The 26,853-nt window shown below is 50.0% G+C and carries 24 protein-coding genes and 6 tRNA genes; 22 read left to right on the plus strand and 8 right to left on the minus strand.

Annotated elements, in window-relative coordinates:
- Positions 1-35: 35 nt before the first annotated feature.
- Both ltaE and BZG20_RS10700 read right to left on the minus strand, forming a co-directional pair.
- On the minus strand, positions 36-1,046 hold the full coding sequence (ltaE, locus tag BZG20_RS10695; protein ID WP_046075455.1) for a low-specificity L-threonine aldolase: 1,011 nt from the start codon (positions 1,044-1,046) through the stop codon (positions 36-38).
- Between the two features lie 169 nt (positions 1,047-1,215).
- A complete protein-coding gene (locus BZG20_RS10700; protein WP_046075456.1) occupies positions 1,216-2,259 on the minus strand; it encodes a spermidine/putrescine ABC transporter substrate-binding protein in 1,044 nt (347 codons plus the stop codon).
- A gap of 298 nt (positions 2,260-2,557) precedes the next feature.
- Here BZG20_RS10700 and BZG20_RS10710 point away from each other — a divergent pair, with 298 nt between their 5' ends.
- From BZG20_RS10710 to BZG20_RS10720, 3 genes are all read left to right on the plus strand, one after another.
- On the plus strand, positions 2,558-3,853 hold the full coding sequence (locus tag BZG20_RS10710; RefSeq protein WP_077578979.1) for an FAD-binding oxidoreductase: 1,296 nt from the start codon (positions 2,558-2,560) through the stop codon (positions 3,851-3,853).
- Between the two features lie 121 nt (positions 3,854-3,974).
- The gene (locus BZG20_RS10715) at positions 3,975-4,583 is read left to right on the plus strand and encodes a 2OG-Fe(II) oxygenase (RefSeq protein ID WP_077578980.1); all 609 of its coding nucleotides are present in this window, start codon (positions 3,975-3,977) and stop codon (positions 4,581-4,583) included.
- Between the two features lie 116 nt (positions 4,584-4,699).
- Positions 4,700-5,266 carry an alpha-ketoglutarate-dependent dioxygenase AlkB gene (locus tag BZG20_RS10720; protein WP_046075486.1) on the plus strand — a complete coding sequence of 189 codons (567 nt, stop codon included), beginning with the start codon at positions 4,700-4,702 and terminating at the stop codon, positions 5,264-5,266.
- A gap of 97 nt (positions 5,267-5,363) precedes the next feature.
- Here the strand turns inward: BZG20_RS10720 and BZG20_RS10725 are convergent, their stop codons facing one another.
- Complete coding sequence (locus BZG20_RS10725) at positions 5,364-6,860, minus strand: M28 family metallopeptidase (protein WP_241829530.1); 1,497 nt, start codon at positions 6,858-6,860, stop codon at positions 5,364-5,366.
- Between the two features lie 336 nt (positions 6,861-7,196).
- Here BZG20_RS10725 and BZG20_RS10730 point away from each other — a divergent pair.
- From BZG20_RS10730 to BZG20_RS10750, 5 genes are all read left to right on the plus strand, one after another.
- Positions 7,197-7,270: transfer RNA gene (locus BZG20_RS10730), tRNA-Cys, on the plus strand.
- 28 nt (positions 7,271-7,298) lie between these two features.
- A tRNA-Met gene (locus tag BZG20_RS10735) sits at positions 7,299-7,375 on the plus strand.
- Positions 7,376-7,525: 150 nt separating this feature from the next.
- Positions 7,526-7,601, plus strand: a tRNA-Gly gene (locus BZG20_RS10740).
- Positions 7,602-7,638: 37 nt separating this feature from the next.
- Positions 7,639-7,715 (plus strand) — tRNA-Met (locus tag BZG20_RS10745).
- A gap of 36 nt (positions 7,716-7,751) precedes the next feature.
- A tRNA-Gly gene (locus BZG20_RS10750) sits at positions 7,752-7,827 on the plus strand.
- 25 nt (positions 7,828-7,852) lie between these two features.
- On the opposite strand, the gene BZG20_RS10755 is transcribed toward BZG20_RS10750, so the two are convergent.
- Positions 7,853-8,824 (minus strand): sensor domain-containing diguanylate cyclase, encoded by a 972-nt coding sequence (locus BZG20_RS10755; RefSeq protein WP_046075236.1) that lies wholly within the window; start codon positions 8,822-8,824, stop codon positions 7,853-7,855.
- Between the two features lie 331 nt (positions 8,825-9,155).
- Here BZG20_RS10755 and BZG20_RS10760 point away from each other — a divergent pair, with 331 nt between their 5' ends.
- Positions 9,156-10,142: an arginine deiminase-related protein gene (locus BZG20_RS10760; RefSeq protein WP_046075235.1), complete on the plus strand. Its 987-nt coding sequence runs from the start codon at positions 9,156-9,158 to the stop codon at positions 10,140-10,142.
- A gap of 73 nt (positions 10,143-10,215) precedes the next feature.
- On the opposite strand, the gene BZG20_RS10765 is transcribed toward BZG20_RS10760, so the two are convergent.
- Positions 10,216-10,575: a HopJ type III effector protein gene (locus BZG20_RS10765; protein ID WP_046075234.1), complete on the minus strand. Its 360-nt coding sequence runs from the start codon at positions 10,573-10,575 to the stop codon at positions 10,216-10,218.
- A gap of 182 nt (positions 10,576-10,757) precedes the next feature.
- Between BZG20_RS10765 and BZG20_RS10770 the strand changes: the two genes are divergently transcribed.
- From BZG20_RS10770 to BZG20_RS10790, 5 genes are all read left to right on the plus strand, one after another.
- Positions 10,758-10,848: transfer RNA gene (locus tag BZG20_RS10770), tRNA-Ser, on the plus strand.
- 173 nt (positions 10,849-11,021) lie between these two features.
- Positions 11,022-11,483, plus strand: coding sequence for a GNAT family N-acetyltransferase (locus tag BZG20_RS10775; RefSeq protein WP_131825350.1), 462 nt, complete (start codon positions 11,022-11,024; stop codon positions 11,481-11,483).
- A 121-nt stretch (positions 11,484-11,604) separates the two neighbouring features.
- The gene (locus BZG20_RS10780; protein ID WP_077578983.1) at positions 11,605-11,886 is read left to right on the plus strand and encodes a hypothetical protein; all 282 of its coding nucleotides are present in this window, start codon (positions 11,605-11,607) and stop codon (positions 11,884-11,886) included.
- Between the two features lie 92 nt (positions 11,887-11,978).
- Positions 11,979-12,641, plus strand: a complete 663-nt coding sequence (locus BZG20_RS10785; protein WP_077578984.1) for an epoxyqueuosine reductase QueH — start codon at positions 11,979-11,981, stop codon at positions 12,639-12,641.
- Positions 12,642-12,815: 174 nt separating this feature from the next.
- Positions 12,816-13,700: a sterol desaturase family protein gene (locus tag BZG20_RS10790; RefSeq protein ID WP_241829528.1), complete on the plus strand. Its 885-nt coding sequence runs from the start codon at positions 12,816-12,818 to the stop codon at positions 13,698-13,700.
- Positions 13,701-13,846: 146 nt separating this feature from the next.
- Here the strand turns inward: BZG20_RS10790 and BZG20_RS10795 are convergent, their stop codons facing one another.
- Positions 13,847-15,016, minus strand: coding sequence for an MFS transporter (locus tag BZG20_RS10795; protein WP_077578986.1), 1,170 nt, complete (start codon positions 15,014-15,016; stop codon positions 13,847-13,849).
- A gap of 360 nt (positions 15,017-15,376) precedes the next feature.
- On the minus strand, positions 15,377-15,964 hold the full coding sequence (locus BZG20_RS10800; protein WP_077578987.1) for an outer membrane beta-barrel protein: 588 nt from the start codon (positions 15,962-15,964) through the stop codon (positions 15,377-15,379).
- A gap of 249 nt (positions 15,965-16,213) precedes the next feature.
- Here BZG20_RS10800 and BZG20_RS10810 point away from each other — a divergent pair, with 249 nt between their 5' ends.
- The 7 genes from BZG20_RS10810 (at position 16,214) to glpC (ending at position 24,361) form a co-directional block, all read left to right on the plus strand.
- Positions 16,214-16,921: a response regulator gene (locus BZG20_RS10810; protein WP_077578988.1), complete on the plus strand. Its 708-nt coding sequence runs from the start codon at positions 16,214-16,216 to the stop codon at positions 16,919-16,921.
- Positions 16,922-16,954: 33 nt separating this feature from the next.
- On the plus strand, positions 16,955-18,241 hold the full coding sequence (locus tag BZG20_RS10815) for a HAMP domain-containing histidine kinase (RefSeq protein ID WP_077578989.1): 1,287 nt from the start codon (positions 16,955-16,957) through the stop codon (positions 18,239-18,241).
- A gap of 100 nt (positions 18,242-18,341) precedes the next feature.
- A complete protein-coding gene (locus BZG20_RS10820; protein ID WP_108743420.1) occupies positions 18,342-19,109 on the plus strand; it encodes a glucosaminidase domain-containing protein in 768 nt (255 codons plus the stop codon).
- 8 nt (positions 19,110-19,117) lie between these two features.
- Positions 19,118-19,801, plus strand: coding sequence for a YoaK family protein (locus BZG20_RS10825; RefSeq protein WP_077578990.1), 684 nt, complete (start codon positions 19,118-19,120; stop codon positions 19,799-19,801).
- A gap of 291 nt (positions 19,802-20,092) precedes the next feature.
- A complete protein-coding gene (glpA, locus tag BZG20_RS10835) occupies positions 20,093-21,805 on the plus strand; it encodes an anaerobic glycerol-3-phosphate dehydrogenase subunit A (protein WP_077578992.1) in 1,713 nt (570 codons plus the stop codon).
- Complete coding sequence (gene glpB / locus BZG20_RS10840; RefSeq protein WP_077578993.1) at positions 21,802-23,115, plus strand: glycerol-3-phosphate dehydrogenase subunit GlpB; 1,314 nt, start codon at positions 21,802-21,804, stop codon at positions 23,113-23,115. The genes glpA and glpB overlap by 4 nt, the downstream gene beginning before the upstream one ends.
- The gene (gene glpC, locus BZG20_RS10845; protein WP_077578994.1) at positions 23,105-24,361 is read left to right on the plus strand and encodes an anaerobic glycerol-3-phosphate dehydrogenase subunit GlpC; all 1,257 of its coding nucleotides are present in this window, start codon (positions 23,105-23,107) and stop codon (positions 24,359-24,361) included. Before glpB ends, glpC begins: the two co-directional genes overlap by 11 nt.
- Before the next feature lie 63 nt (positions 24,362-24,424).
- Here glpC and BZG20_RS10850 read toward each other — a convergent pair whose 3' ends face one another.
- Entirely contained in the window at positions 24,425-26,098 is a 1,674-nt protein-coding gene (locus tag BZG20_RS10850) for a BCCT family transporter (RefSeq protein WP_077578995.1), read from the minus strand.
- Positions 26,099-26,300: 202 nt separating this feature from the next.
- Here BZG20_RS10850 and BZG20_RS10855 point away from each other — a divergent pair, with 202 nt between their 5' ends.
- Entirely contained in the window at positions 26,301-26,762 is a 462-nt protein-coding gene (locus BZG20_RS10855; RefSeq protein WP_231637438.1) for a DUF3429 domain-containing protein, read from the plus strand.
- The last annotated feature ends 91 nt before the right edge of the window (positions 26,763-26,853 follow it).

The raw sequence follows: 26,853 nt of genomic DNA on the forward strand, positions 1-26,853 counted from the left end.
CCGTTGGGCCCGGTACGATTGTGCGTTGGAACGGCTTAGTGAGATGCCTTTATCGCGGCGATCAGGGTATCGATATCTGCGCGGCAGATGTCTTTATGTGTCACCAAACGGGCTGGATTGCCGGACAGAGAGACGCGGATCTCCTTTTCCATCAGTCGCATTTGCAGGCGTGTACGATTGATTGTTTCGGCCACATCGACATAAACAATGTTGGTTTGCACAGGATAGCCGCTGGTGGAAAAGCCGTTCAGTTTTTCCAACTCACTGGCGAGGTAATGCGCATTAGCGTGATCCTCTGCCAAGCGTTCCACGTTTTCGGTGAGTGCTTTATAGCCGGCAACGGCCAATATGCCCGCTTGACGCATGCCGCCACCTAACATTTTACGAAGACGACGGGCTTTGTGAATCAGGGCTTTCGAACCGAGTAGCAGTGAGCCGACAGGAGCGCCTAACCCTTTGGATAGACAAATCGTCATCGAGTCAAAGTGACAACTGATCGCCTTGATGTCCACCTCCAGTGCGACAGCCGCGTTGTAAACCCTGGCGCCATCAAGATGTAGCTGCAGTTGATGTTGGTCGCAAAATGTTCGCGCCTTGGCTAAATAAGACAAAGGTAACACTTTGCCACCTATGGTGTTTTCCAAGCTGAGCAGCTTAGTACGGGCAAAATGAAAGTCATCGGGCTTGATAGCTGCGGCGATTTTATCGAAAGACAAGGTCCCATCTGACTCATTCTCAATGGGTTGTGGCTGAATCGAGCCCAACACAGCAGCACCGCCTGCTTCGTATTTGTAATTGTGCGCTTGCTGACCACACAAATACTCATCACCGCGCTCGCAATGCGCCATCAGGGCCAATAAATTGGCTTGGGTACCCGAGGCGGTAAAGAGTGCGGCTTCAAAACCATGTCGTTCAGCCGCCCATGTTTCCAGCGCGTTAATGCTCGGGTCGTCGCCATACACATCATCGCCCACAGGGGCGTTAGCCATGGCGTCTCGCATGGCAGCATCGGGCTGGGTCACGGTGTCAGAGCGAAAGTCAATCATGGGGTAACGTCCTTGTCGTCAGTTATTTAAGTGGGTGATGCGCGTTTACGTCTGAGCATAGCAAAAACCCATTGACTAAAAATAGTGACAAATGTGGGTTATTGACTTGGAAAACAAAAAAGGCCTCCGATGAGGCCTTGGTACAGATTGTTATCACAGATGCGCGCGATTAGCTTTTCAACATCTGCCAGTACTTTTGATAGATTTTCACCGCTTCACCGACATCATTGGTGAATTCACCTTTATTAACTGCTTCATCGGATGGGAAGATGGTGCTGTTCTCTTTTAGCTCGGCCTCTAAGTACTCAGCCGCGTTGGTGTTCGGGGCTGGATAGCCAAATTCTTCCACCAATTTCGCCTGATTCTCAGGACGATACATAAAATCGATAAACTGGTGTGCCAAGGTCTTGTGTTCTGCGTTTTTTGGGATGATAAAATTATCCATCCATAAGATCGCCCCTTCCTGTGGGTAGACGAACTCAATGCCTTCGATTTCTTGTTGCGCCATGTAAGCATTGCCGTTCCATTGTTGGCCAATGCTCACTTCACCGGTGACAAACGGCACATGCGGCGCATCAGAGTTGTACACGACCACGTTATCGCGTAATTCACGTAGGTATTCATAGGCTTGTTTAATTTCAGCCTCTTCGGTGCTGTTAATGCTATGACCTTGCGCTTTCAACGCCATGCCAAACACATCACGCACATCATTCAATAGCATAACTTGGCCGTTGAAGTCGTCACGCCATAAGTCAGCCCACTTGGCCACTTTACTGCCATCGACGTAATCACTGTTGTAGCTAATGCCAGTCACACCAAACACATACGGCAGCGAATAGTCATTGTTTTTGTCAAAAGGCTGACCCAGTAGGCCTGGGCGCAATTGATTAAAATGGCTAATTTGGCTCTTATCAATTTTGGCGAGCATCTCTTCATTGACCATTCGCTCAATGAAATAGGTTGAGGCAAACGCCAGATCGTAGCCTTCGCTATTTAGGAGTTTAAGCTTGGCATACATGGCTTCATTACTCTCAAAGGTGGAGTAATTCACGTCGACTTGATACTCCTCTTCGAACGCTTCAATCACGTCCATTGGCATGTATTCTGCCCAGTTGTAGAGGTTGAGTACCTTATCGTCTGCATGAACGCCGCTTGCAAAGATGGCTGAAAGCGCAAGTGTCGTGGCGGTGATTCCGTGAGAAATTTTTTTCATTGTCATGATCCTTCAATGGCTTACTGGCCGAGTACACGTCGAGCGCATCATATTGTACTTGACCTTAGTGTCAACGAGTTTTTTACCAACCTGGATAAAGTGCAATACCTTGCTAACGTTAGCATAACCGTCGCCATCTCCCCCAAATGGTCGGGTAAAGTGATGAGAATAAGGGCTTGCCAGAAAGGGAGGACGGTGCCAGTATTTGCGGCCTTTGAGAGTGTGTTGGCGCTAAGCCATAGTGCTTGTCTTTTTTTACTACCTTTTCTTTTTAATACTAAGAGTAACCATTGAGAGCATGGTCAAAACGGTTCGACCTGATAAAAACTTCAACGCGGTGACAAATTACTATGTCGCCAGCCAAAACCAAACGCTGTCATTTCCTGCTTTGGCAGGCACACAAGAGGCAGATGTGTGTATCATTGGAGCGGGTTTAACGGGCCTGAATGCCGCCATTGAATTGCGACAGCGTGGCTACAGTGTCACCGTTATAGATGCGCGAACGGTGGCGTGGGGAGGGTCTGGCCGGAATGGTGGCCAATGCCTCGTGGGATATTGCCTTGGGCTGAGAGAAGTTGACGAAACCTATGGGCAAGCTTGGGGCAAACAGTTATGGGACTTGTCGGTTGAAGCCGTTGATATTGTGCGTGAGCGTATCCAGCATCACCAGATTGACTGTGACTTTCAACCCGGCTATATCGAGCTTGCCTTAAATTGCGCGCAGCAAAAAGAGCTGCAAAGCTGGCATGCATTAAAGCAAGGACGTTATCAGTATCCTGATGCCCAGTGGTGGGATAAAGCGCGAGTGGCAGATGTTGCAAATACTGACCGCTATCTAGGCGGATTATACGATCCTAATAGTGCGCACATTCACACGTTAAACTACACGCTAGGCCTCGCTCGTGCCGCGGCGCAAATGGGTGTGAAAATTTATGAGCACACCCCTGCTACACGTTTGGTTAAGGGGCAACCTCATGCGGTGATCACACCTCAAGGTCGAGTGAATACACCTCGAGTTTTACTTGCCTGTAACGCGTATCTAGAGGGGTTACACCGCCAAGCGCAAGCCAAGGTTCTGCCCGTTGCCTCGTTTATTGCGGTTACCGAACCGCTCGGGGAGCGCATGCCAATTACTAATCGCATGGCGATGTCGGATCTCAACAACTGTTTAGATTATTTCCGCCCGACGGCAGAGGGGCGCTTGTTGTTTGGGGGTGTCAATCATCCCTTTAATCGAGAATATAAGGATTCGACCCAGCGGCTCCACCGGCGGATGACTAAGGTTTTCCCTCAACTGGCCCAGGTAAAAATGGACTATCATTGGGGCGGGATGTTTGCCGTGACCCGCAGTTACATGCCGCACATTGCGCATCTTGGCAATGATATATATACCGCACATGGTTATACGGGGCATGGCGTTGGATTAACCAATATTGCGGGGCGAGTGGTTGCAGAGGCCATCGATGGCCAAGCCAGTCGCTTTGATGTGTTTGCTCGTCTAAAGCATGGCTGGATCCCTACGCCAAAAATGCTACGTAGCCCAGCGCTCGCACTCGCGATTTGGAAAGCAAAACTCGATGATTTACTCCGTTGATATCTTGAAAGGAAATAACGTTATCGATTAGGTTTGCTTATGGTTACGATAAATAACACATGTTGTCCTGCCCGTTAAACGCAGTAAGGTAGCGTCTCTATTCCTAGGCGGAGACAAGTGTTTGAGCAACCTGGCTATCATCGATGATATTGCGACGCATGGACTCAGTGTGTGTGACGGATTTTTGTCAGCGCAAGAGGTGCATGACTTGCACACATGCCTACCGGCCCAATGGTCGCAAGCCACCATTGGGCGCGAACAAAAACAGCACACCAATACGCAAATTCGCCGGGATAAAATTCACTGGTTAGAGCGCGGGCGCCAGCCTGCCGTGGATGCATTATTAGCAAAAATGGCTGATCTTCAGCAGGCATTTAATCGTCATCTTTTTTTGGGGCTGTTTGAATATGAAGCGCATTTTGCCAAGTACAACCCCGGCGACTTTTATGCCAAGCATTATGATGCCTTCGAAGGACGGTCAAACCGTAAGGTGACCACCGTGTTGTATCTCAATGAAGACTGGTCTGAACAAGACGGGGGCGAAATCGTCATTTACAACCCTGACGGTAGCCATCGGCAAACCCTATGGCCGAAAGCGGGACGATTGGTGACGTTTTTATCCGAAGCTTTCCCTCATGAAGTGCTTCCAGCCAAAAGGCAGCGTTTTAGTATTGCAGGTTGGTATCGACTGAATGGTATGAACGGTCAGCGAGTTGATCCAATCCGCTAACGGCAGCCATACTCACTGTCTAACAGTATTGAACAAGGCAGTGTTATATGGCTCGCCCTCCCGAGCAGCAAAGTTTCTTTTCTGATGCGGCATTTGATAGCCACCCGATCACTGATATGCCTGATGCTCAGGTAGACTGGTGGCCGAAGTGGTTATCAGTGGGCTGTGCTGACACATTGTTTTCAACCTTACTTGCACAAACGCCTTGGCAACAATTGCCGATTTCGTTGTTTGGCCGCACCGTGATGCAGCCACGTCTATTGGCATGGTATGGTGATCATCCTTATACCTACAGTGGGCTAACGCTTCAGCCGCTGCCTTGGACTCACCCTTTGCGCCAACTCAAAGGCTGGGTAGAGGCGCAGTGCCAGACCCCCTTTAACACTGTCCTGTTAAATCGTTATCGTAGCGGCAGCGATTACATGGGATGGCACCGAGATGATGAGTCCGAGCTGGGAGAGCAACCTACGATTGCCTCTGTCAGCTTGGGCGCGAGCCGCCGTTTTCTCTTTCGTCATCCTAAGCGGCAAGAAAAGCGAGAGGTTTTATTGAATCACGGATCCTTGTTGGTGATGAGAGGTACAACCCAAACTCATTGGCAGCACAGTTTGCCGAAAACACAAAAGCCGACGAGCGAGCGAATCAACTTAACATTTCGCTTCCTTACCCCCTCTGACAAATAGGGCGCCACGCGGACGCCTTTCAATCACGGTGGCTCAAAAAGTTGATAAGAAGGCGAGCCGATGGGTCGCTCGCCGTTACCTATTTGAGCGATTGTGGTTATTCAACAATCAAGCTGACGTCTTGGTAATCCCTATAGCCCCGAAGCAAGACTGAAAACTCACCTGGCGATGCGCCATCAAACCGGCAGATTTCGTTATTTCCGCCTTGATAGGGGCGACAATCCCAGTTATCAGCGCTAACTTGACCACCTTGTTTGACATAAAGGTCCACATCGCCTGTACCGCCGTAGGTGCGGATGACAACATCACTGGTGGTCTCTAACTGGTAGCGATAGGTGCGCTCGCTGCCACGATCCCCTGATATGTTGTTGATAGGCTGCCCAAGTTTGAGGTTATTACCCGGATTAGGCTGCGAGTCTGCGTTGGCTAGCTCTACCGTATAAGCAAGGCCTAGCTTAGTGAATTTGGTTGCATGACGTCCCTCGCTATCACTGTTGGCGAGTGTGTCGCGAGGGGTATGAATATTGGGATTGTAGTCATTGAATTTTGCTTCGAACGGCATGGCTGCAGGATAGCCTGCTTGATGCCAAGACGCGTGGTCGGAGCACGCATATCCGCATGTATCAAAGCCATAGCTAAGTGTAGGCAAATAGGTATCGAGTAATTGAGTGAGATACTGGGTGAGCCCGCTATCGGTATAATCGGTAATAAAGACAATATCTTCTGCTGAACCTTGGTAGTTGGTCATATCAAGCTGCAACACGCCACGTACATCTTTGCCTTGTTGTTTAAATTGGTTAGCAATAGCTTGCGAGCCACGGAGTCCAACTTCTTCGGCGGCATAAGCGACAAAGGCGATACTGCGTTTGGGTTGAAAGTCATTCTGCGATAAAACACGGATGATCTCTGTCACTGCCGCAATCCCGGAGGCATCGTCATCGGCGCCAGGAGCGATACTTTGCTCGTCTGTGCGTGCACCAATGGTGGAATCGAGATGCCCACCAATCACAACCCACTCATCAGGGCTTTCTGCGCCTTCGATAGTCATCATCACCGACGCTTGGTTATAACCACTGTGCGACACTTGAGAGATTGTCACACCGTTTAATCCCTGAGCGAGTGATTGCCAGCGTGCCTTTATCCAATCGGATGCTTGTGCGCCCGATGTCGTGGTGTAGAAGCGGTTGGGAAAGTCGGTCAGGCGATCGATGGTATTCACGATTAAACTTGATTGAATTTGGTCCAGCCAAGGTGTCACGAGCGCCTGCTGCTTGATAGCTGGTGGTGTAAAGCTAGCGCGGGACACCGGCATATTGCTGGCTGCCATGGCACTTTGTGCTGAGGTGTGCACGATGTAGCCACCACAGCGGTGGTGATTTTCATGCATCTCATGAGACAGCGCGGCCAGTTGCGATTCACTGACTTCACCTACCCATGCTTTGCCATTGCTTGCAACAGCGTGTGACAACATCGGTCTGGCGCCAGCGTGACGTGCCGTTTGTTGCGCATCAGCGCCAATGGAAATCCAGACTTTATCGTCGCCTTGACCCGCGTGGGCAAAGTTGGTGGCCAGCACGAAAGCGAGCATTGTCATTTTGTATTTCATGTTTCCTCCTTGATTTGAATAGTGTCGCATTACTCCTTGCAACCCATTCACTGTAGAGGAAAAAGACACGTTGTTTAAAAATTAAGACAGACACATTGCGGACACAAAACTTGTCACAAAAATGTTAATAAGAAATAAAATGAAGATAAAACAGGGAGTGAAGAATAAAAAGGCAAACCATGCTGAAAAGATCCGCAAACTGGGTGGATTTTGATGTTTTCGTTTGCAAAACAGGCAGCTGACACTTTTTTTAAATAATAAGTGTTGACTCGATCACGTTAATCCGTAGAATGCCTCCCCGTACTCAAGAGGCAGCAGCGTTAAGGCGCGTTGGCAGAGTGGCTATGCAGCGGATTGCAAATCCGTGGACCTCGGTTCGACTCCGGGACGCGCCTCCATGTTTCTCTTGGTGCAGTAAAATTCGGACGCGGGATGGAGCAGTTTGGTAGCTCGTCGGGCTCATAACCCGAAGGTCGGTGGTTCAAATCCGCCTCCCGCAACCAATTTTAGGTTGCTAAAGAAGCACTTAACGATTGATAATAAGTCAATACGACCTTCGGTCGGTGCCGTTGCACGGCGCGAATTGCATTCCGCGTTAAATCAGCTCCTCGCAACCAATTTACACAGCGTCATGCAACGCTTAATTGCATAAGGCGACATTAGCTCAGCTGGTAGAGCGCGACCTTGCCAAGGTCGAGGTCACGAGTTCGAACCTCGTATGTCGCTCCAAGTTTTGCCCACATCAAGCAACAATTGATGTTACGGACGCGGGATGGAGCAGTTTGGTAGCTCGTCGGGCTCATAACCCGAAGGTCGGCGGTTCAAATCCGYCTCCCGCAACCAATTTTACACAGCGTCATGCAACGCTYAATTGCATAAGCGACATTAGCTCAGCTGGTAGAGCGCGACCTTGCCAAGGTCGAGGTCACGAGTTCGAACCTCGTATGTCGCTCCAATCTCCATGCTTTCCCTCATCACCTTTACCCAATATGACGTGTCTCTTCAGGCACAGCGTAGCGCCTTGTATCACTTGTCGCGTCTAGAAGCATTGTTTCTAGCGTGACGGTTTCGTCAATCTGCGAAAAGTGGGCAAGGCCGACTGAGTAAATAAACGGATAGCGTTCTAAAGATAATCGGCGGCAAAGCCTGAGATAGAAGCGATCCAATTGTGCTTCGACTGCATCGACATCCTGTTGAATCAATAATACCGCAAACTCACAGCCCTCTAGGCGCCCAATCCAGCCTAAGTCACCGAACACATCCGTTAGACAGCCAGCAAATTCTTTCAGCACTTTATCGCCAGCATGCTTGCCATAGCGCTGATTCACGCCTTGTAACTGGCGAACATCAAAGTGTAATAACGTATGTTGATCTTCAATGACAACATCGTCTGTTAGATAACTGTTTACTTCTCGGTAAAAGCCACGTCGATTGAATACGCCTGTTAGCGGATCAATGACATTTTGTTGCGTCATTATCAATTCATGCTCGACGATACGCGCGAGGTCTGACAGCGCGCGCTGACAGGCATCCGTAAGCTCGCGAGGATGATGATCGATGACACAGAGCGTTCCAAGCAGGTGTTCGCTATCTAGGCTAAAAGGAAAGCCTGCATAAAAACGGATATAGGGAGGACCGGTTACCAAAGGGTTGTCAGCAAAGCGACGATCATTGTGAGTATCCTCAACAATTAATGGCTCTAACTGCTGAATAGCATGACCACAAATCGATTCGCTTCGACTTGTTTGGTTGACGGCTAAACCACGCTTGGCTTTAAACCACTGCCTCTGTTCATCGACCAAGCTAATGGCGACAACGGGGCAATCCGAGACATATGCAGCGACTCTGACAATCCGCTCAAATCTGTCTTCGTGTCCAGTGTCTAATATACCCAGATCGTGTAATGCGTGTAGTCTTTGCTGCTCATTATGAGTGGGGCGTGCCGGTTCCATGCCTTTTCCTCCTTGTCGCTACTCCTATTGTAGCCAACCACACACAAGGTAGGGGCAATAATTGTTAGTGGCGGTAAATATCGTTAGAAATGCGAATGCTTTTGGTGAAAAATTCAATTAATTCAATCTGATATATAATTTTTTGTCGTTGATATTTTTAAGGGGGCGAGAGGCCGAAAAACTCAGTTTGTAAAAAACTTGTTTCAATGATATTTTCCATCGCTTATTCAGTATTCACACTGTTGGAAGAGGCGGTGACGCACCCGGATTGATCGCGTGCGTGACAGCGACTCTATACTCTTAGTACTTGTTGTTTTTAGAAGGTTTGCTTATGGCGTTTTTAGCGAGCTGTGATACCCAATATCCGCTGACTCATCCGCATGCGGCGTCTGCTGTGGTGATGGTGCCCCCGCTTCATTTTAAGTTTAATGCACAAACGAGTGAGGATAATGGTTTTCAGCATGCGCCGTCACTGCCGGATGAAGAAGTGAAAACGCGCGCGATGGCCGAATTCAATAACATGGTGATGATCCTCCGCCGCCACGGTATCGATGTGGTGGTCATGGAGTACCCAGAATCTGATCCTGCGACGCCTGATGCGGTGTTTCCCAATAACTGGTTTAGTACGCTCCCCAGTGGCGAGCTTTACCTTTATCCCATGGCATGCCCAAACCGCCAGCTAGAGGTGAAACCCGAGCGCTTAATGGCTGCATTGGACCGTGCAGGCTATGCCGTCAATCATGTACACAAAGTGAAGTGTCATGACAAAGACGATGCGTTTCTTGAAAGTACCGGCGCGATGGTTATCGACCATCTCAACCAGCGTGTTTACGCGGCGCTTTCACACCGTTGTGACAGTATTTTGCTAACTGAGTGGGCGGCAAAGGTGGGCATGCGACAAGTCGTGAGTTTCAACACGGAGATGAGCGATGGCAATCCCGTTTACCATAGCAATGTGATGATGGCAGTGGGTGAAGAGTTTGCCGTTGTGTGCGATGAGGTGATCGAAGCTGGGCAGCGCGACCTCGTGTGTAACACACTGAGCCAAGATAAAACCTTGGTATCCATTAGTGAGTCACAAATGAACCAGCTTTGTGGCAATATTCTACAATTGCGCAATCGCCACGGTGAATCGCTCATCGTCATGTCACTGTCTGCTTACAGTGCTTTTACCGAAGAGCAAAAACGCACGCTGCGCCAATTTGGTAAACTGGTACCTATCGATGTCAACACAATTGAAACCGTGGGTGGGGGAAGCGTGCGTTGTATGATGGGAGAAGTCTTTCTACCTCGTCACCAAGCCGCGATGTCGGGTTAAAGGCCTTGGTTAAAACGTCGGTTTGATAGGCAAAACGGCGACGAATAGTCGCCGTTTTACGTTGCTATTCAGGCTATGAGTGCGCGCGTGTTTTAGCCTTGAGTGGCATTTTGTCAAACGAGACCCCCTTCCATCCGGTGACCATAAAGTTACGAATGTTTTTGTGATCCGTCCCCGAAGGATTGCTCAGCACGTCTTCGCGATAATACCCCCCAAAGCAGGCGAGCGTCTGCGCTTCCGTGAGCTCATGAAGTTGGCAGAATGCGAGTACTTTGCAAGAGCCTGTGTTCTGGCCTGCTTTATTGGCGAGATCACCGTTAGTGAATCGAGTAGGGGCGTAGTCGTAATGTGCATCTATCACCGCCATTGTCTCGTCAAACATTACCATATCTGGGGTTTGCGTGACTTTGGCGAGAAAGCTGTCTAAGGTCATGTCGGTTCCTGAGTTAATAACATGCGAGCTCTCGTCGAGAGTATATGCACGTTGTACCAACTTGTTTAACCAATGTGAAGCCAAGCGACGCGAGTAATGGATAAATATCCATCACTTAAACCAAAATTTTTGTTGCAGTGCTTTACATTAACTCGGGCCAACATTAGTATACCACCCTGTTCGGAGGGATGGCTGAGCGGTTGAAAGCACCGGTCTTGAAAACCGGCAAGGGTTAATAGCCCTTCCAGGGTTCGAATCCCTGTCCCTCCGCCACATATCGAAAAGCCGCTGAGAAATCAGCGGCTTTTTTGATCGTGTAAAGACAGATCCCATCAACATATTCAGCACCTTGCTCTGATCCAGCCTCTTCTGTTTGATACTGTAAACTTAGTCTGGCGACTCTTGCCGTCGCTCGCCTCCTACAGTCGCCCCAATACTGGAGTGTGATGATGATTAATTACTTACCACTCGATGCCATCACGCCAAACGACTTTATCCCTATCTTCAATAAACCCAGTATTCGGCAGCATCTTATCGAACATGCCCCTTTTGATGCACAGAGCATCAAAACATGGGTGAGAGAGAAGAGACACATTGATACTCAAGACGGATGTTTGGTTAGGGCGGTGAGTGTCAACAACTGCCTCGTAGGATGGTGTGGTATTCAGCGTGCTGAATGTGGTTTTGAATTGGCGATCGTGTTGGATACCTCGCACTGGGGACTTGGGCGGTATGTATTTAAGTTTCTACTCTCGCGCGCTGAACAACTTGGTCATCAAGTCGTTTATCTTCATTTGCTGCACACCCGTCGAGAATCCACGTTTTTAACGCAACGTGCTCTACGAGTATTTAAAACACATATGTTGGGTGAATGCTTTACCACTTACGAGATAAAAGTAGGGGACTAGCGGCGTGTGACGCGAGCGTCTGGTTGACGCCATAACAAAGAGTCAGCATTTCACTGGCAACTATTTCCCCCTTGTTCTTTACTTTGTTTTCTGCGGATTGCGAATACAAAGAGGAACGTCCATGAAAATATTACTCTGCCTTTTAGGTTTTTTCTCTAGCTTTGGTGTGTTGGCCGATGCGCAACCCAGCGTTGTAAATGGGCAAGTAACGGACATCGCAGAAGACCACATGATGGTTGAGACGGGCAATGATATTTATAAGATTATGGCTGACCCTGACATGCTTGATGAGCTTGAACCTGGCATGAACGTTGAGGTCACTGGCGAACATCATATGCAGGCCAGAGAGGTACGTATTGATCATAAAAACCGTAAAAACCCATTGGGGAATAACCATGCCTGAAAAATTGGACGGTGGCGTGCTAGAATTCACCTTAATACGCAAATATATGAATATTCGCGTTTTTGTTTGAGCATTATGAACATGGAACTGTGATGTCTGAATTTACACGTATGCCGTTGCCTTTGCCGTCTGACTTTGATCGCGACAACGACCAGTTACTACTTCACTCTTGTTGTGCCCCTTGTTCGGGAGAGGTGATGGAAGCCATTGAAGCGAGTGGGATCCGTTACAGCATCTTTTTTTATAATCCCAACATACATCCAGCTAAAGAATACGAAATTCGTAAGCAGGAGAATATTCGTTTTGCAGAAGATCATGACGTGCCATTTATCGATATGGATTACGACACCGATAACTGGTACGCCAGAGCAAAGGGGATGGAGTTTGAGCCCGAGCGCGGAATACGATGTACCATGTGCTTTGATATGCGGTTCGAGCGTACAGCGCTATATGCCGCCGAACATGGTTTCCGGTTTATCAGTAGTTCACTGGGTATCTCGCGCTGGAAGAATATGCAGCAAATTAATGATTGTGGCCATCGCGCAGCGGCTCCCTATCCAGATGTCCAATACTGGGATTACAACTGGCGCAAACAAGGAGGTAGCCAGCGCATGATAGAAATCAGTAAGCGCGAGCGTTTTTACCAGCAAGAATACTGCGGGTGTATTTATTCGCTGCGGGATACGAATAAACATCGCCTAGCGCAAGGACGCGAGCGAATTAAGCTCGGCGTGCAATACTACGGCGACGATTAAAACTAAACTGCTGACAATAGCGAAAGGCGCCGTTTGGGCGCTTTTCACCATTGATGAAGAACATCCACTGCATTGCAATATGTGCGCAAACTAACAGCTTGGTGATACTTTTCCTTACAGGTTGGGCAGAACCCCCTAATATGTTAATAGATTGTACTATGCGATAAAGGCCCCGTGACCGAACTGATTTCCCATCCCGAATGGCTGCTGCTTGTGCTCGCTCCCGTGTTCTTCTTATGCATGTTGGGGGAGTACTGGATAGCGCTGCGCCGCGGAAAATTGGGCGATAATGCCCGTTATTACGTGCCGGAAGTGCTTTGTAACTTTACCTTGGCGGGGCTGCATCAAGCTGCAGATTTACTGACAGGCTTGCTGATTGCCAAGGTCTATTTGTGGTGGTTTGGCTGGCGGCTGTTCGACATTGAGATGTCGGTGAGCCTGTTTTTATTACTGATGATCGCGCAGGATTTTTGTTATTACTGGTTTCATCGCGCCAGCCACCGTATTCGTTGGATGTGGGCGGCGCATGTGGTGCATCATAGCTCTGAGCGGATGAACTTTAGCACCGCGTTTCGCCAAAGCTTAATGTACCCGCTGGCAGGGATGTGGCTGTTTTGGCTGCCGCTGGTGGTGATCGGATTTCCGCCACAATGGGTGGTGTTTGTTGTACTGCTGAATTTAGGGTTACAGTTTTTTGTTCATACTCAATGGATAAAGACACTCGGGCCTGTGGAGTGGATTTTTAATACCCCGTCTCATCATCGCGTTCACCATGGCGTGAATCCTCAGTATATCGACAAAAACTACGCGGGCATTTTAATCATTTGGGACAAGTTATTTGGCACCTTCGAGCCGGAATCTGAACCGGTTCGCTATGGGATCCCTAAGCCAGTGAACAGTTTCAATCCTCTGGTGGTGACCTTTGCCGAATGGCAACAAATGTGGCGTGATGCCACGCAGCCCGGTCTGAGTTTTCGGCAACGATGGCAGTGCTTGTTTGCACCGCCAGAACAAGCACAAAATCACACGACACACGAGCCAGTATCACGTAAGACGTAGCGGTTTGCTTCCTTGCTGCAAGCGAACATATTTTGAGGATATAACTCCTTATGATCAGATGCTAACAACACCATCTGTAGCACTCCTTCTTATCGAGACAAGTATGCGTAACGTTTAAGAGATGAGCCGAGTTGACTCTTGTCTGGCTAAGCGCTTTTGCACTCTTTTATCACGGAGTGAGTGTTATGGCGTAGAATCCCGATTTGAATAGCGATTGCTACGCCACCAACTGCCGCGGCGGCATAGACAAGCTGAGTCACCGAGAGGCCGTGGCCGAGCCACAGCCCTCCCAAAAGGGTACCCACCGCACCACCTAGGTAGTTTGATGAACTATTGAGCGCAACAACTGCGGCACTTTGCTCCGGTTGGAGGCTTATCAGTGTGTGTTGCTGTGGCGCGAGCGACGACCAACCGGCCGCACCCCATAAAAAGAATGGCACAAAGGCAATGATTGAGGACAGCGCCAAGCTACTCGGAATGCTCAAGATGGCCACGGACATGAGCGTTAGTATCCCGAGCAAGATGGCTCGTGGGTGTTTTACCCAGTCAATTAAATGGCCGATGGTGAAGCTGCCCACCATGCCGCCTAGGCCCCAAACCCATAAATATGGCGTGAGGTTGGTTTGTTGTGTGATGCCCGTAATGACCGGTGCGAGGTAAGAATAGAGCCCCAAGCTAGCGACAGCCGTCAAGAAGGTGACCGTAATGGTGATAGACACCGAGCGACTGGCGAGTAACGCGACGCGTGCTTTTAGTGATGGCGGCGGGGCGACACAGATCTGAGGAACACCCAGCACCACGCCAATAAGCCCAATGATCGCGATACCGATCACGACGGCGAAAACGCCTTGCCACCCAAGCCAAGTCGCCAGAGCAAGACCAGCGGGAACCCCGACAACGGTACCCGCACTCATGCCACCCAACAACAGCCCTAATGCACGCCCCTTCTTATCTGCAGGCACCAAAGAGGCGGCACTTGCCGCAGCTAAAGGCGAGAAAATGCCTGCCCCTATGCCGGCAAGCGCGCGGCTTGCTAGTAACATGGTTAAGTGCGTGCTGAAAATGGTGACAAGATTAGCGGCGATAAACATCAGCATCGATAACACGAGTGCCTTTTTGGTCGGAAAGCTTGCCAACAATGTCGCCAGTATTGGTGCGGAAAGGGCATAGCACAACGTAAAGGCTGTGACCATTTGCGCTGTCTCGGCTTCAGTGATCTGAAAACTGGTCGAAATGTCCGGAATAATGCCCGCCACGACATAGGCATCCATACCGAACGCAAACATCGCAATGGGTAAAAATAAAATGTTTTTCATGGTCATCCTAGCGCGTGAGTCTTTATGATGCCTAGGAAATGTAACAAAGTGTTACTTAAGCGAAAACGCTAACCAGCAAATATAGGTAGAGGAGCAGGCAAGTATTTTTTACAAGGCAAACAATTAACTATGATAGGGGGCTATGAATCGGCCGTCATGTTAACGGCTGGTCGAGTTGACACTTAGAACTGAGATTTAACCAGCCATCGCTTGTCACGAATCGTTATCACCGCTATTGAAAGAAAAATAGGCACCCACTGAGTGGATGCCTATTTGGATAAGGGGGCGAGATAGTGTCTTTGTCTTACCTTAAACGGTCTGTCCGAATAAGTTTAGCCAACTGTCGTCTATGATCGTTTGTTAGAATTTATAGTTAACGTCGAGGTAAAACACACTTGGGTTCTTGAAGGAAATACCCTCCGAATACTTTTGTTTCGTTAAGCCGTATTTATGGCCGCCTTCCAAAGCGATACCGGAGTCAAAACGATAGCCAAGTCCGAGATTGACGTCGCTCGCTAGGCCAGAGTCTCTGAGGTTATAGGTGTTAGTCCCCTGAGCATCTTTGTCCTTAATTTCTAGCTTACTGCGTTGGTAGCCTAGCGTACCACCAGCAATACCGTACAAATTGTCAGTGAACTCGTGGACATAGTCTAAGCCCATACCGAATTGATAGTCAGTATTTTCCAATGAAAGCTCTTCATCTGCAGCTTTGATCGTTGACTTGCTCGACGCGCCCGATTGCCAGTAGCCGTAGGTGCGTACTGAGTCAGTGATATACTTACCGCCATACAGCTTGACTGTTCCTCGGTCCTCAAGATCACTTTTGAACTCACTGCTATCTAAGCCACTCACATCAGCGCTACCAGCTCCAAATTCCATTCCCATATAAGAAGAGGCATAAGCCGCCGGTGCGAGAATCAGTAAAGCTAAAGGTGCTAATTTTTTCATTGTAAAGAACCTATTATTCGTCGTAGGTGTTTTTTAAGAACGTATGACTTATAGTCATTGCTTTTTGGAACGTTCGCTTAAAGGGGGAACGTTTGAGTGGTACTTTACGGCTGAAGAGCGCGGTAATGTATCTGCAGAGTGTCATGATTTGTCGTATAACTGTCGTGGTATCTACGCCTGTAGACGCACAGAGTTTTTAATGATTTATACCAAGGCTTTTCGTTTGTTTATTTTTCTAGGTCAAGATTAATGGAAGAGAAACTGCACTTAGTGGTTGTCGAAGATGACCCCAAAATGCGAGAAATGCTGACAGAGTATTTTGAAGCACAAGATTATCGCGTAACGGCACTTGCTGAAGGAGCAGGGGCGGCTGACTATATTATTTCCGCACAACCTGACTTAGTTTTACTCGATTTAATGTTACCCGGTGACGATGGACTGACAATTTGTAGACAAATCCGTGATGGATTTAGAGGCAGAATTGTGATGCTAACCGCTAGTGATGATGATTTTGATCATGTGGCAGCACTAGAGGTTGGCGCGGACGACTTTATCAGTAAACCGATTAAACCTCGGGTATTGATGGCTCGTGTAAGAGTGCAACTGCGACAGCTGAGAGACGACACTGCAGCCGCCTCGTCCAAACCCAGTGTTCTTAATTATGGTGTGTTGGCACTCAATGAGGCGAGACGTTACTGCTCGTTAGATGATAAACCCATTGCGTTGACAGACAGTGAATTTGCATTGCTTTGGCACCTGGCAAGTCAGCCTGACGAGGTACATACAAGAGATACGTTAACGCGTGCATTACGTGGTATTGAGTATGACGGTGTTGACCGAACGGTGGATAATAAAATTGTGACCTTGAGAAAAAAACTGGGTGATACGTCCCCCAATCCCCAAAAAATTATCACAGTACGTGGAAAAGGTTACTTGTTTGTGCCTGATGCATGGTAAATGCATAACAGAAATATGTATGAGTGGTGAGTAATGCGTCGGATATATTTAGAGTTCTTCTTTGGGTTGATCGTCATTTTTATGGTGAGCTCATTGACCTACGAATACCTTGTGTATGAACTGACGGAAAATTATGAGGCGACCTTGGCGAAGCGACAGGCTGAAAGTGTCGTTGATATGTTAGCGTTGATTGAGTCACAGGCGGGAACACAAGAGGCTTTAGGCGCGCTAAAGGATTATGCCGATAACGTCGAATATTCATTATCCGTACACAAGCTTGGCAACATTCCCTCTCATTTGAATGAGGCATTTTCCCACCAACTCGATCCCTCCGCGGTGTTTGATGATAAAAACGAAACCTTATGGTTCCGCCTGGCCGATAAGGAGCGAATCTATAGCTTACGAACCGCGGTGGGTTCCGAGCTACATGGGGCAATAGAGTTTAATGAAGATCTGCTGTTTGTTTTTCTCTTTTTGGGGTTCGCCCTCTACAGTTTTTTCATGGTGCGGTTTCTCAGCCGCCGAGTACGGTCACTCGAGCAAGCGGCTCTCCAATTTGCCAACGGAAATTTACAAGCGCGGGCGTCAACAAAGAGTCAGTATACCGTGGGTAGTTTAAACGCGACCTTTAATCATATGGCAGACAGAATTGCGAGTTTGGTCAGTAGTCGTCGAGCGCTAACCAACGCGGTTGCGCACGAATTGCGCTCTCCTTTGTTTCGGATCCAATGGCAATCTGAATTGTTGAGTGAGAGTCAACTGGGCCCCAAGCAGCAACAAAAAATCGTCAGTATCGTTGAAGATACCGACGAAATGGTAGGGTTGATTGATGAACTTCTTTATTTGGCACGTGTTGATCACCCTAATACACCTTTTAGCCCGGAGAGATTGAATACTTCGGTGTGGCTACACGATGAATGGCCGCGTTGGCAAACGCTGAGCAATAAGTCTGTGATTTTGGATGCACCGCAAGACTTGCCTTGCATTGAGGCCGACCCTCATCTGCTTAAACGCGTGCTTACCAACTTAATCGGTAATGCGGAGAAGTATGCGACTAGTCAAATAGCCGTGCGTGTATATTGTGAAGACACGCAGCTGGTGATTGCGGTACACGACGATGGTGAGGGCGTTGATCCGTCACATTGGCCGTTTATCTTTGATGCCTTTTACAGTGCGGATCGTTCCCGCGACAAAAAGCGTTCCGGCTATGGTTTGGGACTGGCGATCGTCAAACAAATTGTCACCCGCCACGGTGGCCATGTTGAAATCGACCATAGTGATTTAGGCGGCGCATGCTTTCGGGTCATCTTACCTTGTTAACATGATGTGACTCAGCCAGTGCTAAGTTGAAAGGGCGGCATTCGTCGCCATCAGGTATTTCGCGTATAATACCGCCCACATCGACAACACTAGGGGCACTATGAAACATCGTACCTTCGTCTTTATTGGCATGGCTATTTTTGCTGTGACCATCACCATTTTGATCTCGTGTCAGCGGCCCCAAGCTCCTCTTGTGCCTGATTTCCAATCCTTTGCCGCGGGGGCTGAGCGCAAGCAGGCGTTTTTTGATTACTTCACGCCTGTTGTTAATGCCATTAACAGCCAGGTACTGGCGGATCGCACCGCATTAATGGCATGGCATGCGCGTAAAAGTGAGCTAAGTAGCCGAGAAATAAAACGCGTCCAAGCGCTCGCCGAACAGTATGAGCTGGAGGGTTTTGATGTCGACCAAGAAGCCGACTGGATGGCACTGATCCAACGGGTGGATATGATTCCTCCATCGTTGGTGTTAGCGCAGGCGGCGAACGAGAGTGCGTGGGGCACGTCGCGGTTTGCACGGGAAGGGAATAACTACTTCGGCCAGTGGTGCTTTAGTAAAGGATGTGGACTGGTCCCTAATCAACGAGCGGAAGGGAAAGTGCACGAAGTCGCAGCGTTTGATAACCCGCAAGCCTCGGTACAAAGCTACATCAATAACTTGAATACCCATGCCGCGTACCAAGGGCTACGCGAGATCCGCGCCAGCTTGCGTGAGCAGAATAAACCGCTGTCTGGTGCAGCGCTTGCTAATGGGCTAGGGCGCTATTCGGAGCGTGGCCAGGCGTATGTGAAGGAGTTACAAGCGATGATCCGCCACAACCAACTGGATAGGCTTGACCAGCCATCATCCTCATCCAATAACGACTAGGAAAGCCAATGATTACCCGTTTGCCTCGGTGGGTTGAAGCCGGGGCGTTTGTGTTAGCGCTGATCGCCGGTACCATCAATGCGATCGGTCTGTTGGGCTTTGAACATCAAGCCGTCTCACACGTGTCAGGCACCGCGACGCAATTTGGCTCGGGGTTGTTTGCCGGCCAATGGACACAAGTTATCCAACTGGGTGGCTTATTGTTGGCTTTTTTCCTCGGTGCCGCGGTTTCCGGATGCTTATTGCATGGCAGCACGCTTAAATTGGGCCGCCATTATGACTCGGCACTGTTTGTCGAAGCTGGGCTGATTATGGTGGCGTTTTATTTTCTGTCTCGCGGGTTTGCCATCGGTCAGTTAGCAGCCTCGGCAGCGTGCGGCTTGCAGAATGCGATGGCGACCACCTACAGCGRCGCGATCGTGCGCTCAACCCATTTAACCGGCATCTTTACCGATTTAGGATTAATGCTAGGGGGCAAGCTACGCGGCAATCCAGTCGATAAGCGCAAGCTGATGCTCTTTTTACTGATCGCGTCTGGCTTTATCGTCGGCGGGGTAGTGGGTGCGGCGCTTTTTGCGCACTTCCATTTTGCTGCCCTGCTGTTTCCCGCAGGGTTATGTTTTGTAGTGGCACTGTGTTACCGCGGGTACATGACACGTCAGCGTTTAGTGGCTGGCACCAGTAGCAAGTAACTATACAAATCATCAACAATGCGCGTTTTCGCGCATTTTCTTAATGTGTTTGTTGTGCATCGCATTGAATTTGCCAACTTGACGGAGCCTTCGGTGCGATCGTCGGGCCTTTCCCTTGTAGCAGTGGCTTCCCGTGTCACCATTCGCGCGTCTTTTGGCGGCCAAAAGTTTGTCTTAAATCAAACAAGTGTGAGTTTGTGTTTCGAATTCGCGCATTGTGTGATGATCTCGCCGTCTTTGTGACACGGAAAATGCCACACTCCCGTTACGATACAGTAACAAGGAGGCCCCATGCCAAATAGCCAGTATATTGAAACGGATGTGGTCATCATCGGTGGGGGTGCAACCGGCACCGGCATCATGCGAGATTGCGCACTGCGTGGCATCTCATGCATTTTGCTCGAACGTGACGATATTGCGGCAGGCACATCGGGGCGCAATCATGGACTGCTGCATTCTGGGGCTCGTTACGCGGTCACAGATACCGAATCGGCCCGTGAATGCATTCAAGAAAACACCATCCTTAAAGCCGTTGCTCGCCACTGCGTGGAAGACACCAGCGGACTTTTTATCACCTTGCCGGAAGATGATTTAGCGTACCAAGACACCTTTATTGCCAGTTGCGATAAAGCCGGTATTCCGACCCGAAAACTGACGCCACGTGAAGCGTTAGCGTTCGAACCCAACGCGAATCCAGCGATGATTGGCGCGGTACAGGTGCCGGATGGCATTATCGATCCCTTTCGTTTGTGTGCCGCGAACGTACTGGACGGCAAAGAGCACGGTGGCAAGGTGTTTAACCATACCCGAGTGACGGGATTAATTCGTCAAGGGGCGACGGTGCAAGGCGTCCAGTGTTTGCATACCCTCACCGGCGAGCGTTTTGCCATTATGGCGAAGCAAGTGATCAATGCCGCAGGGATTTGGGGGCAGACAATCTGCGAGTATGCCGATCTGAATATTAAAATGTTCCCCGCCAAGGGCTCATTGCTGATCCTCGATTATCGAATTAATAACCGTGTGATCAACCGCTGTCGTAAGCCGGCGGACGCTGACATCTTGGTGCCCGGTGACACCATTTCCTTAATCGGCACCACCTCTGAGCACATCGAGTACGATCAGATTGATAAGCTAGCGGTGACGCCACAAGAAGTGGATGTGCTGATGCGCGAAGGGGCTAAGCTCGCCCCCATCATGGCCAATACACGCGTGTTGCGCGCCTATGCGGGCGTGCGGCCTTTGATCTCGGTAGATGACGACGGCAGTGGCCGTAATATCAGTCGCGGCATTGTGTTACTCGACCACCAAGCACGCGATGGGCTAGAAGGCTTGGTCACCATCACCGGTGGCAAGCTCATGACCTATCGTTTGATGGCCGAGCAAGCCACAGACTTGGTGGCTGAAAAGTTGGGTAACCGCAACCGTTGCCAAACTGCGACCCGTCCGCTGCCGGGCTCTGAGCCTTCTAAAGGGATCCGTAAAGCCAGTGCCAGCTTGGTGAAACCTGTCTACCAATCCGCCTATTACCGCCACGGTGAGCGCGTTAGCCATTTTTTAGATGAAAGTGACGACAGCCAAGCGGTGATTTGCGAATGCGAAATGGTGACCAAGGGCGAGGTGAACTATGCGATTCAATCTCTGGATGTGAAAAATCTCACCGATCTGCGTCGGCGCACTCGTCTGGGTATGGGGCCTTGTCAGGGCGAGCTGTGCAGCTATCGTGCCGCTAGCTTATTCAGTGACCTGGCAGGGATAGATGGCCAAGCCAGTGCAGGGCTGCTGGTGGACTTTCTCGAAGAGCGCTGGAAAGGCGTGAAACCGATTTTTTGGGGCGATGCGCTACGCGAAGCCGAATTTAGCTATTGGATTTATCAAGGATTGTTTGGCGCCGGTGAGGTGCCAACGCCGCCGAAGGCAGAGAGTACTGGCGCAGCAGCCATGTGTGACGCTGAGGTGAAACGCCCAGCACCGACGTCAGCGGCTGATCAGGAGGTATCACAATGATCCACTACGATATCGCAGTGATTGGTGGCGGCATTGCCGGGTTTACTGCCGCATTGCGGTCACTGGAAGCGGGCAAGAAAACCGTAATGATTAGCGCCGGACAAAGCGCGCTACATTTCTCGTCAGGCTCGATTGATGTATTGGGCCATTTTCCCAATGGTGAGCCGGTCAGTCAGCCTTTTGAAGCGATTACGAAACTGGTGCGCCAGCATCCTGAGCATCCCTATGCCAAAGTCAGTTTAGAGGAAATCACCCAGTCACTCGCTTGGTTCCAACATCAATTGAGTGCGCAAAAGGTGTGTCTGTATCATCAAGAAGATAACGCCAACCACGGCCGTATTACGCCATTGGGCACCGTGCGCCCGACTTGGCTATCGCAAGGGCATGTGTATCAGCATCGCGGCCCGCGTCGTTTCTCTGGTTTGTGTTTTGTGGCCATTGAAGGCTATCGCGATGCGCAACCGACGTTAGCGAAAGACACCATTACCGCCCAGCGTGATTTTGCATCCTGCCCAAGTCGCACCATTACGCTGTCGATTCCGGGAGCCGAGCGATTACGCCGTAACCGCAATGAGCTGCGCTCAGTGGATCTTTCTCGTTTATTGGCTGAGCCTGATGCCTTTGACAGTCTGTGCGAGCAACTAATCGCGCAGTCCGGCCCAGATGAGCTGGTGATTTTACCCGCCATCATTGCCGATGTGGCCGGCGAGCGGGGGATGGATGCGCTTAAACAGCGCACCGATCGCTGTTTTCACGAAGTGCCGACCATGCCGCCTTCTCTGCTGGGGATCCGCATTGAGCGTGCGTTACAGCGGGCCTTTGCTAGCGCGGGTGGGGTATTGCTGCGCGGCGATCAAGTCACTGGCGGTGAGTTTGACGACAACGGTCGCCTTACCGCCTTGCATACGCGTCAGCTCGAAGATATTCCGTTAACCGCAGAGGCAGTGATCTTAGCCACGGGCAGCTATTTTAGTCGCGGTCTCAATGCCGACCGCACTCAGGTGAGCGAACCGACGTTGGGATTAGACATGGTGCAAAGCCCTGATCGGAGTGAGTGGCGCAACGACGACTTTTTCAGTCAGCAAAGCCACCCCTTTATGGCCTTTGGCATTAACACCGACAACCAACTACGTCCCACCGCACGCGGCAAGCGCTGCCAAAACCTGTTTGTGTGTGGTGCGGTACTCAGTGGTTACGATCCCGTCTATGAGGGCTGTGGCGGTGGCGTTGCGATCGCAACCGGCTACGCCGCCGCGCAACGTGCGCTCGCGGTGATGGCGAGCGCTAAGGAGGCGTCCCATGCTAACTGAATGGCTGAAACAGCGTGACTATAGCGACCATGCGCCGCAACCCACCAGTTTTGACCAATGCATTAAATGCACGGTCTGTACTGTGTATTGTCCGGTATCAAAGGCGAACCCTGCGTATCCTGGCCCCAAAGAGTGTGGCCCGGATGGTGAGCGCCTGCGGATCAAAAACCCTGAGTATTATGATGACCTGCTCAAGCTATGCACCAACTGCAAACGCTGTGAGACCGCCTGTCCTTCCGGGGTAAAAATTGGCGACATCATTGCGGTGGCACGCGGCAAACACGGCAAGAAAAACATCAATCCTAAGTTGATGCGTGATTACGTGCTGAGCCATACCGATTTGTTTGGCACGCTCGCTAATCCAGTGGCACCGTTGGTGAACGTGATGACGGATCTGAAACCGGTGAAAGCGGTGATGCATGCCACGATTGGGGTGGATAAACATAAATCCCTACCCAAGTATTCGTTTGGCACCTTTCGGCGTTGGATGAAAAGCCAAGCAGCGACACAAGCGGATTATCCCAAACAAGTCAGTTACTTTCATGGCTGCTATGTGAATTTTAACAACCCGCAGCTTGGTAAAGACTTAGTGAAAGTGATGAATGCGATGGGGTATGGCGTGCAATTGCTCGAGAAACATAAGTGCTGTGGCGTGCCTTTAATTGCCAATGGCTTTTACGATAAAGCGCGCCGTAACGCGACCGCCAATACGGCGATGATTGCCGATGCGGTTGCCAAGCATCGCCCTGTAATAGCCACCTCCTCATCGTGTGCGTTGACGTTAAAAGAAGAGTATCCCCACGTACTGGGAGTAAATAACGCCCACGTGGCAGGGCAGATCAGTTTTGTGACCCGCTTTTTACTCAAAGCGGCCATGAATGGCGAGATGCCCAAGCTCAAGCCGATTAATAAGCGAGTGGTTTACCATACCCCTTGTCACTTGGAACGCAGTGGTAATGCGATGTTTACCATTGAGCTATTGCGTATGATCCCCGGGTTAGAGGTGATTGTGCTCGATAGCGAGTGTTGTGGCTTGGCAGGTACCTATGGGTTTAAAACCGAGAACTACCAAACCTCGATTGATATCGGTAGTGGCTTGTTTGCTCAGATTGAAGCCGCGCAGGCGGACTTTGCGATCACCGACTGTGAAACCTGTAAATGGCAAATTGAAGAAAACACATCGCTGGAGGCCTTGCATCCGGTGAGTGTGCTGGCGATGGCGGTTGGAGAGCCAGTAGCACCGTAATATTCGTCGCAAAGAAAAACGCCACCCAATGCGGTGGCGTTTTTTTGGTTTGCTAAATGCGGTTTAGCTGCTCGCTTGTGATGGTGTCGAGGCGGTGGATTTACCCACCGACTCTGCCAGTAAAGACTTCATCACGCTGATGGTCATCAAGATCACTAACACACTGATGGGCAGGGCAGTGACCATGTTCGCGGTTTGCAGGGCTCTTAACCCACCGGCAACCAACAATACGGCAGCGACGGCACCGATCATAGTGCCCCAGAATACTCGAAAGCGTTTAGGCGGGTTATCATTGCCCATCGACAGAATCGTGGTAAGCACAAGGGTGCTCGAATCGGACGAGGTAATGAACCAACTAAATAGCAAGAAGATCATCATGGCGTTGAGTATCCATCCCCAGATCCCGCCGCCAGTAATGCCATCGGCGGTGGCAAACAGCGCCGCGGGTAAGTCCCAACCATTGACCAAATCAATAATCCCAGCGGTGCCAATCCCGGCATTAGCGACAAGCTCTTGATGCAACGCGTTACCGCCAAAAATCGCCAGCCAAGCAAAAATCATTAGGGTTGGCGCACACAGCACGCAAACGACAAATTCTCGTAAGGTGCGGCCGCGAGAAATACGCGCAATAAATAGGCCAATAAAGGGCGCCCAGCCAATCCACCAGCCCCAATAGAAAATGGTCCAGGCATTTTGCCATGCAGAGGGGCCTTTCGCCTCCGGGAACCACAGCCCCATCGGGATAAACTCGACCAAATAGTCGCTCAGTGATGCCCCAAATATTTGCACTAACCAAGCCGTAGGCCCGCCGAATAAAAAGTAGGCAATCACCAGTGCGGAGACGATGATATTCCACTCAGAAATGATTCGGATCCCTTTGCCGACGCCAGAGAGAGACGACAAGATAGAGGCCACAGAAATCAGTGCAATAAGGATAACTTGAGTCGCGATACCTGGATCGATGCCAAATAGGCGATCGAGCCCCACGGCAATCTGACTGACACCGAGCCCCAGAGAGGTGGCGACACCGAACACGCAGCCAAGCACCCCCAATATATCGATAATATGGCCGATGGGCCCGTAAATGCGATTACCGATCAGTGGGTGCACCGTGGAACGTAGCGCGAGAGGCAGCTTTTTCCGAAACGAGAAATAGGCGAGCGCGAGGCCCACAACCACATACACCGCCCAGCCGTGAAAGCCCCAATGGAAGTAGGTGACACGCAACGCATCGGCGGCGCGATCAAAGCCCATGGTGGTGGCACCGGCCATATCTGCATACGGGTTGTTGGGGTAGCCGAACGCACCACTTGTATCAAAGTAGAGCGTGGGTTCGGCTACCCCAAAAAACAGTATGCCAACGCCGACACCCGCGGAAAACAACATGGATAGCCACGAGAAGGTGCTAAACTCGGGCCGGTCGTCGTCATCACCTAAACGAATGTTACCTAAACGCGTGACGGCAATCGTCAAGCTGGCGATCAGTAACAGCACCAGTACCAGCATGTAATACCAACCAAAGGTCGATTCCACCCAGCCACGAGCAGCGGCAAATACACGGCCAGCTAAATCAGTATTAAATCCGGTAAAAAACACGAAGACACAAACCAGAAGCGTGGCGGCGATCATCATATTTTTATGAACACCTTTAAACAGGCCGGTTTGTGTGACGCAATCGGCAAACGGATGCTGCAATGCACTCGCATTGCTCGCATCCGACGTACTTCGTGTTGACATGAATCATTCCTCTTTTAACAACAAAACGCGCAACAATTTACGCAACGCGACCATTCTTTGCAAAAAAAAGAGCCATTAATCACATTATGTTGGATTGAAGTGCTGAGAAAAGCAGCGAAATGTGTCGATAAGACGGCCAGTGGAAGATTGTCTTCGTACACTCAAGATTGATTAAAACCTTAATAGATTGTTTAGGAGTGAGATGATGAAACCACAATCCGCTTCACGCGATACCATGCTGCAACTTGGATACCTTGGCTTGCTACCTTTTATTGGCGGCGTCCTCGTCACTTGGGCCGATCTGACCTTATTTGGTCTCAGTGGAGAGCAGTTATTTTTAAGCTACAGTGCGGTGATTTTGAGCTTTTTGTCTGGTGTACTGTGGGGGAATGGTATCGATCATTTTTCTCATAAACTGAGCCGAAATGCGTTACTGCTGAGTAACTTGTTTGCACTACTGGCCTGGGGGGCGTTGATTCAAGGGGCGACCCAATACTTGATTGCCACCGGGTTACTTGCCATCGGTTATTTAGCGGTATGGTTAGCGGAAAAATGGATCCGAAAAAGTGAGAGTGAGGACACGTCTTCCGCCTATCAAACCATGCGTGGTCGCTTGACGGTGGCGGTTGTGGCCTGCCATGGATTGCTGCTTTTTGTGGTGTGAACGGTAAAAAGACCACCAAGAAAAACCTTACTGAGAATGAACCTATTGCAGTAATAGGCCGTACCCGTTACTTCGTGCGCAAAAAAACAAT

It is taken from the genome of Salinivibrio sp. IB868 (assembly GCF_001995655.1).
GTDB lineage: Bacteria > Pseudomonadota > Gammaproteobacteria > Enterobacterales > Vibrionaceae > Salinivibrio > Salinivibrio siamensis.

Bases quoted from the DNA above. Each gene is read 5' to 3' on its own strand.
- ltaE (WP_046075455.1), bottom strand. From the start codon at position 1,046: ATGATTGACTTTCGCTCTGACACCGTGACCCAGCCCGATGCTGCCATG.
- BZG20_RS10700 (WP_046075456.1), bottom strand. From the start codon at position 2,259: ATGAAAAAAATTTCTCACGGAATCACCGCCACGACACTTGCGCTTTCA.
- BZG20_RS10710 (WP_077578979.1), top strand. From the start codon at position 2,558: ATGGTCAAAACGGTTCGACCTGATAAAAACTTCAACGCGGTGACAAAT.
- BZG20_RS10720 (WP_046075486.1), top strand. From the start codon at position 4,700: ATGCCTGATGCTCAGGTAGACTGGTGGCCGAAGTGGTTATCAGTGGGC.
- BZG20_RS10725 (WP_241829530.1), bottom strand. From the start codon at position 6,860: ATGACAATGCTCGCTTTCGTGCTGGCCACCAACTTTGCCCACGCGGGT.
- BZG20_RS10755 (WP_046075236.1), bottom strand. From the start codon at position 8,824: ATGGAACCGGCACGCCCCACTCATAATGAGCAGCAAAGACTACACGCA.
- BZG20_RS10760 (WP_046075235.1), top strand. From the start codon at position 9,156: ATGGCGTTTTTAGCGAGCTGTGATACCCAATATCCGCTGACTCATCCG.
- BZG20_RS10765 (WP_046075234.1), bottom strand. From the start codon at position 10,575: ATGACCTTAGACAGCTTTCTCGCCAAAGTCACGCAAACCCCAGATATG.
- BZG20_RS10775 (WP_131825350.1), top strand. From the start codon at position 11,022: ATGATGATTAATTACTTACCACTCGATGCCATCACGCCAAACGACTTT.
- BZG20_RS10780 (WP_077578983.1), top strand. From the start codon at position 11,605: ATGAAAATATTACTCTGCCTTTTAGGTTTTTTCTCTAGCTTTGGTGTG.
- BZG20_RS10785 (WP_077578984.1), top strand. From the start codon at position 11,979: ATGTCTGAATTTACACGTATGCCGTTGCCTTTGCCGTCTGACTTTGAT.
- BZG20_RS10795 (WP_077578986.1), bottom strand. From the start codon at position 15,016: ATGAAAAACATTTTATTTTTACCCATTGCGATGTTTGCGTTCGGTATG.
- BZG20_RS10800 (WP_077578987.1), bottom strand. From the start codon at position 15,964: ATGAAAAAATTAGCACCTTTAGCTTTACTGATTCTCGCACCGGCGGCT.
- BZG20_RS10810 (WP_077578988.1), top strand. From the start codon at position 16,214: ATGGAAGAGAAACTGCACTTAGTGGTTGTCGAAGATGACCCCAAAATG.
- BZG20_RS10815 (WP_077578989.1), top strand. From the start codon at position 16,955: ATGCGTCGGATATATTTAGAGTTCTTCTTTGGGTTGATCGTCATTTTT.
- BZG20_RS10820 (WP_108743420.1), top strand. From the start codon at position 18,342: ATGAAACATCGTACCTTCGTCTTTATTGGCATGGCTATTTTTGCTGTG.
- glpA (WP_077578992.1), top strand. From the start codon at position 20,093: ATGCCAAATAGCCAGTATATTGAAACGGATGTGGTCATCATCGGTGGG.
- glpB (WP_077578993.1), top strand. From the start codon at position 21,802: ATGATCCACTACGATATCGCAGTGATTGGTGGCGGCATTGCCGGGTTT.
- glpC (WP_077578994.1), top strand. From the start codon at position 23,105: ATGCTAACTGAATGGCTGAAACAGCGTGACTATAGCGACCATGCGCCG.
- BZG20_RS10850 (WP_077578995.1), bottom strand. From the start codon at position 26,098: ATGTCAACACGAAGTACGTCGGATGCGAGCAATGCGAGTGCATTGCAG.
- BZG20_RS10855 (WP_231637438.1), top strand. From the start codon at position 26,301: ATGATGAAACCACAATCCGCTTCACGCGATACCATGCTGCAACTTGGA.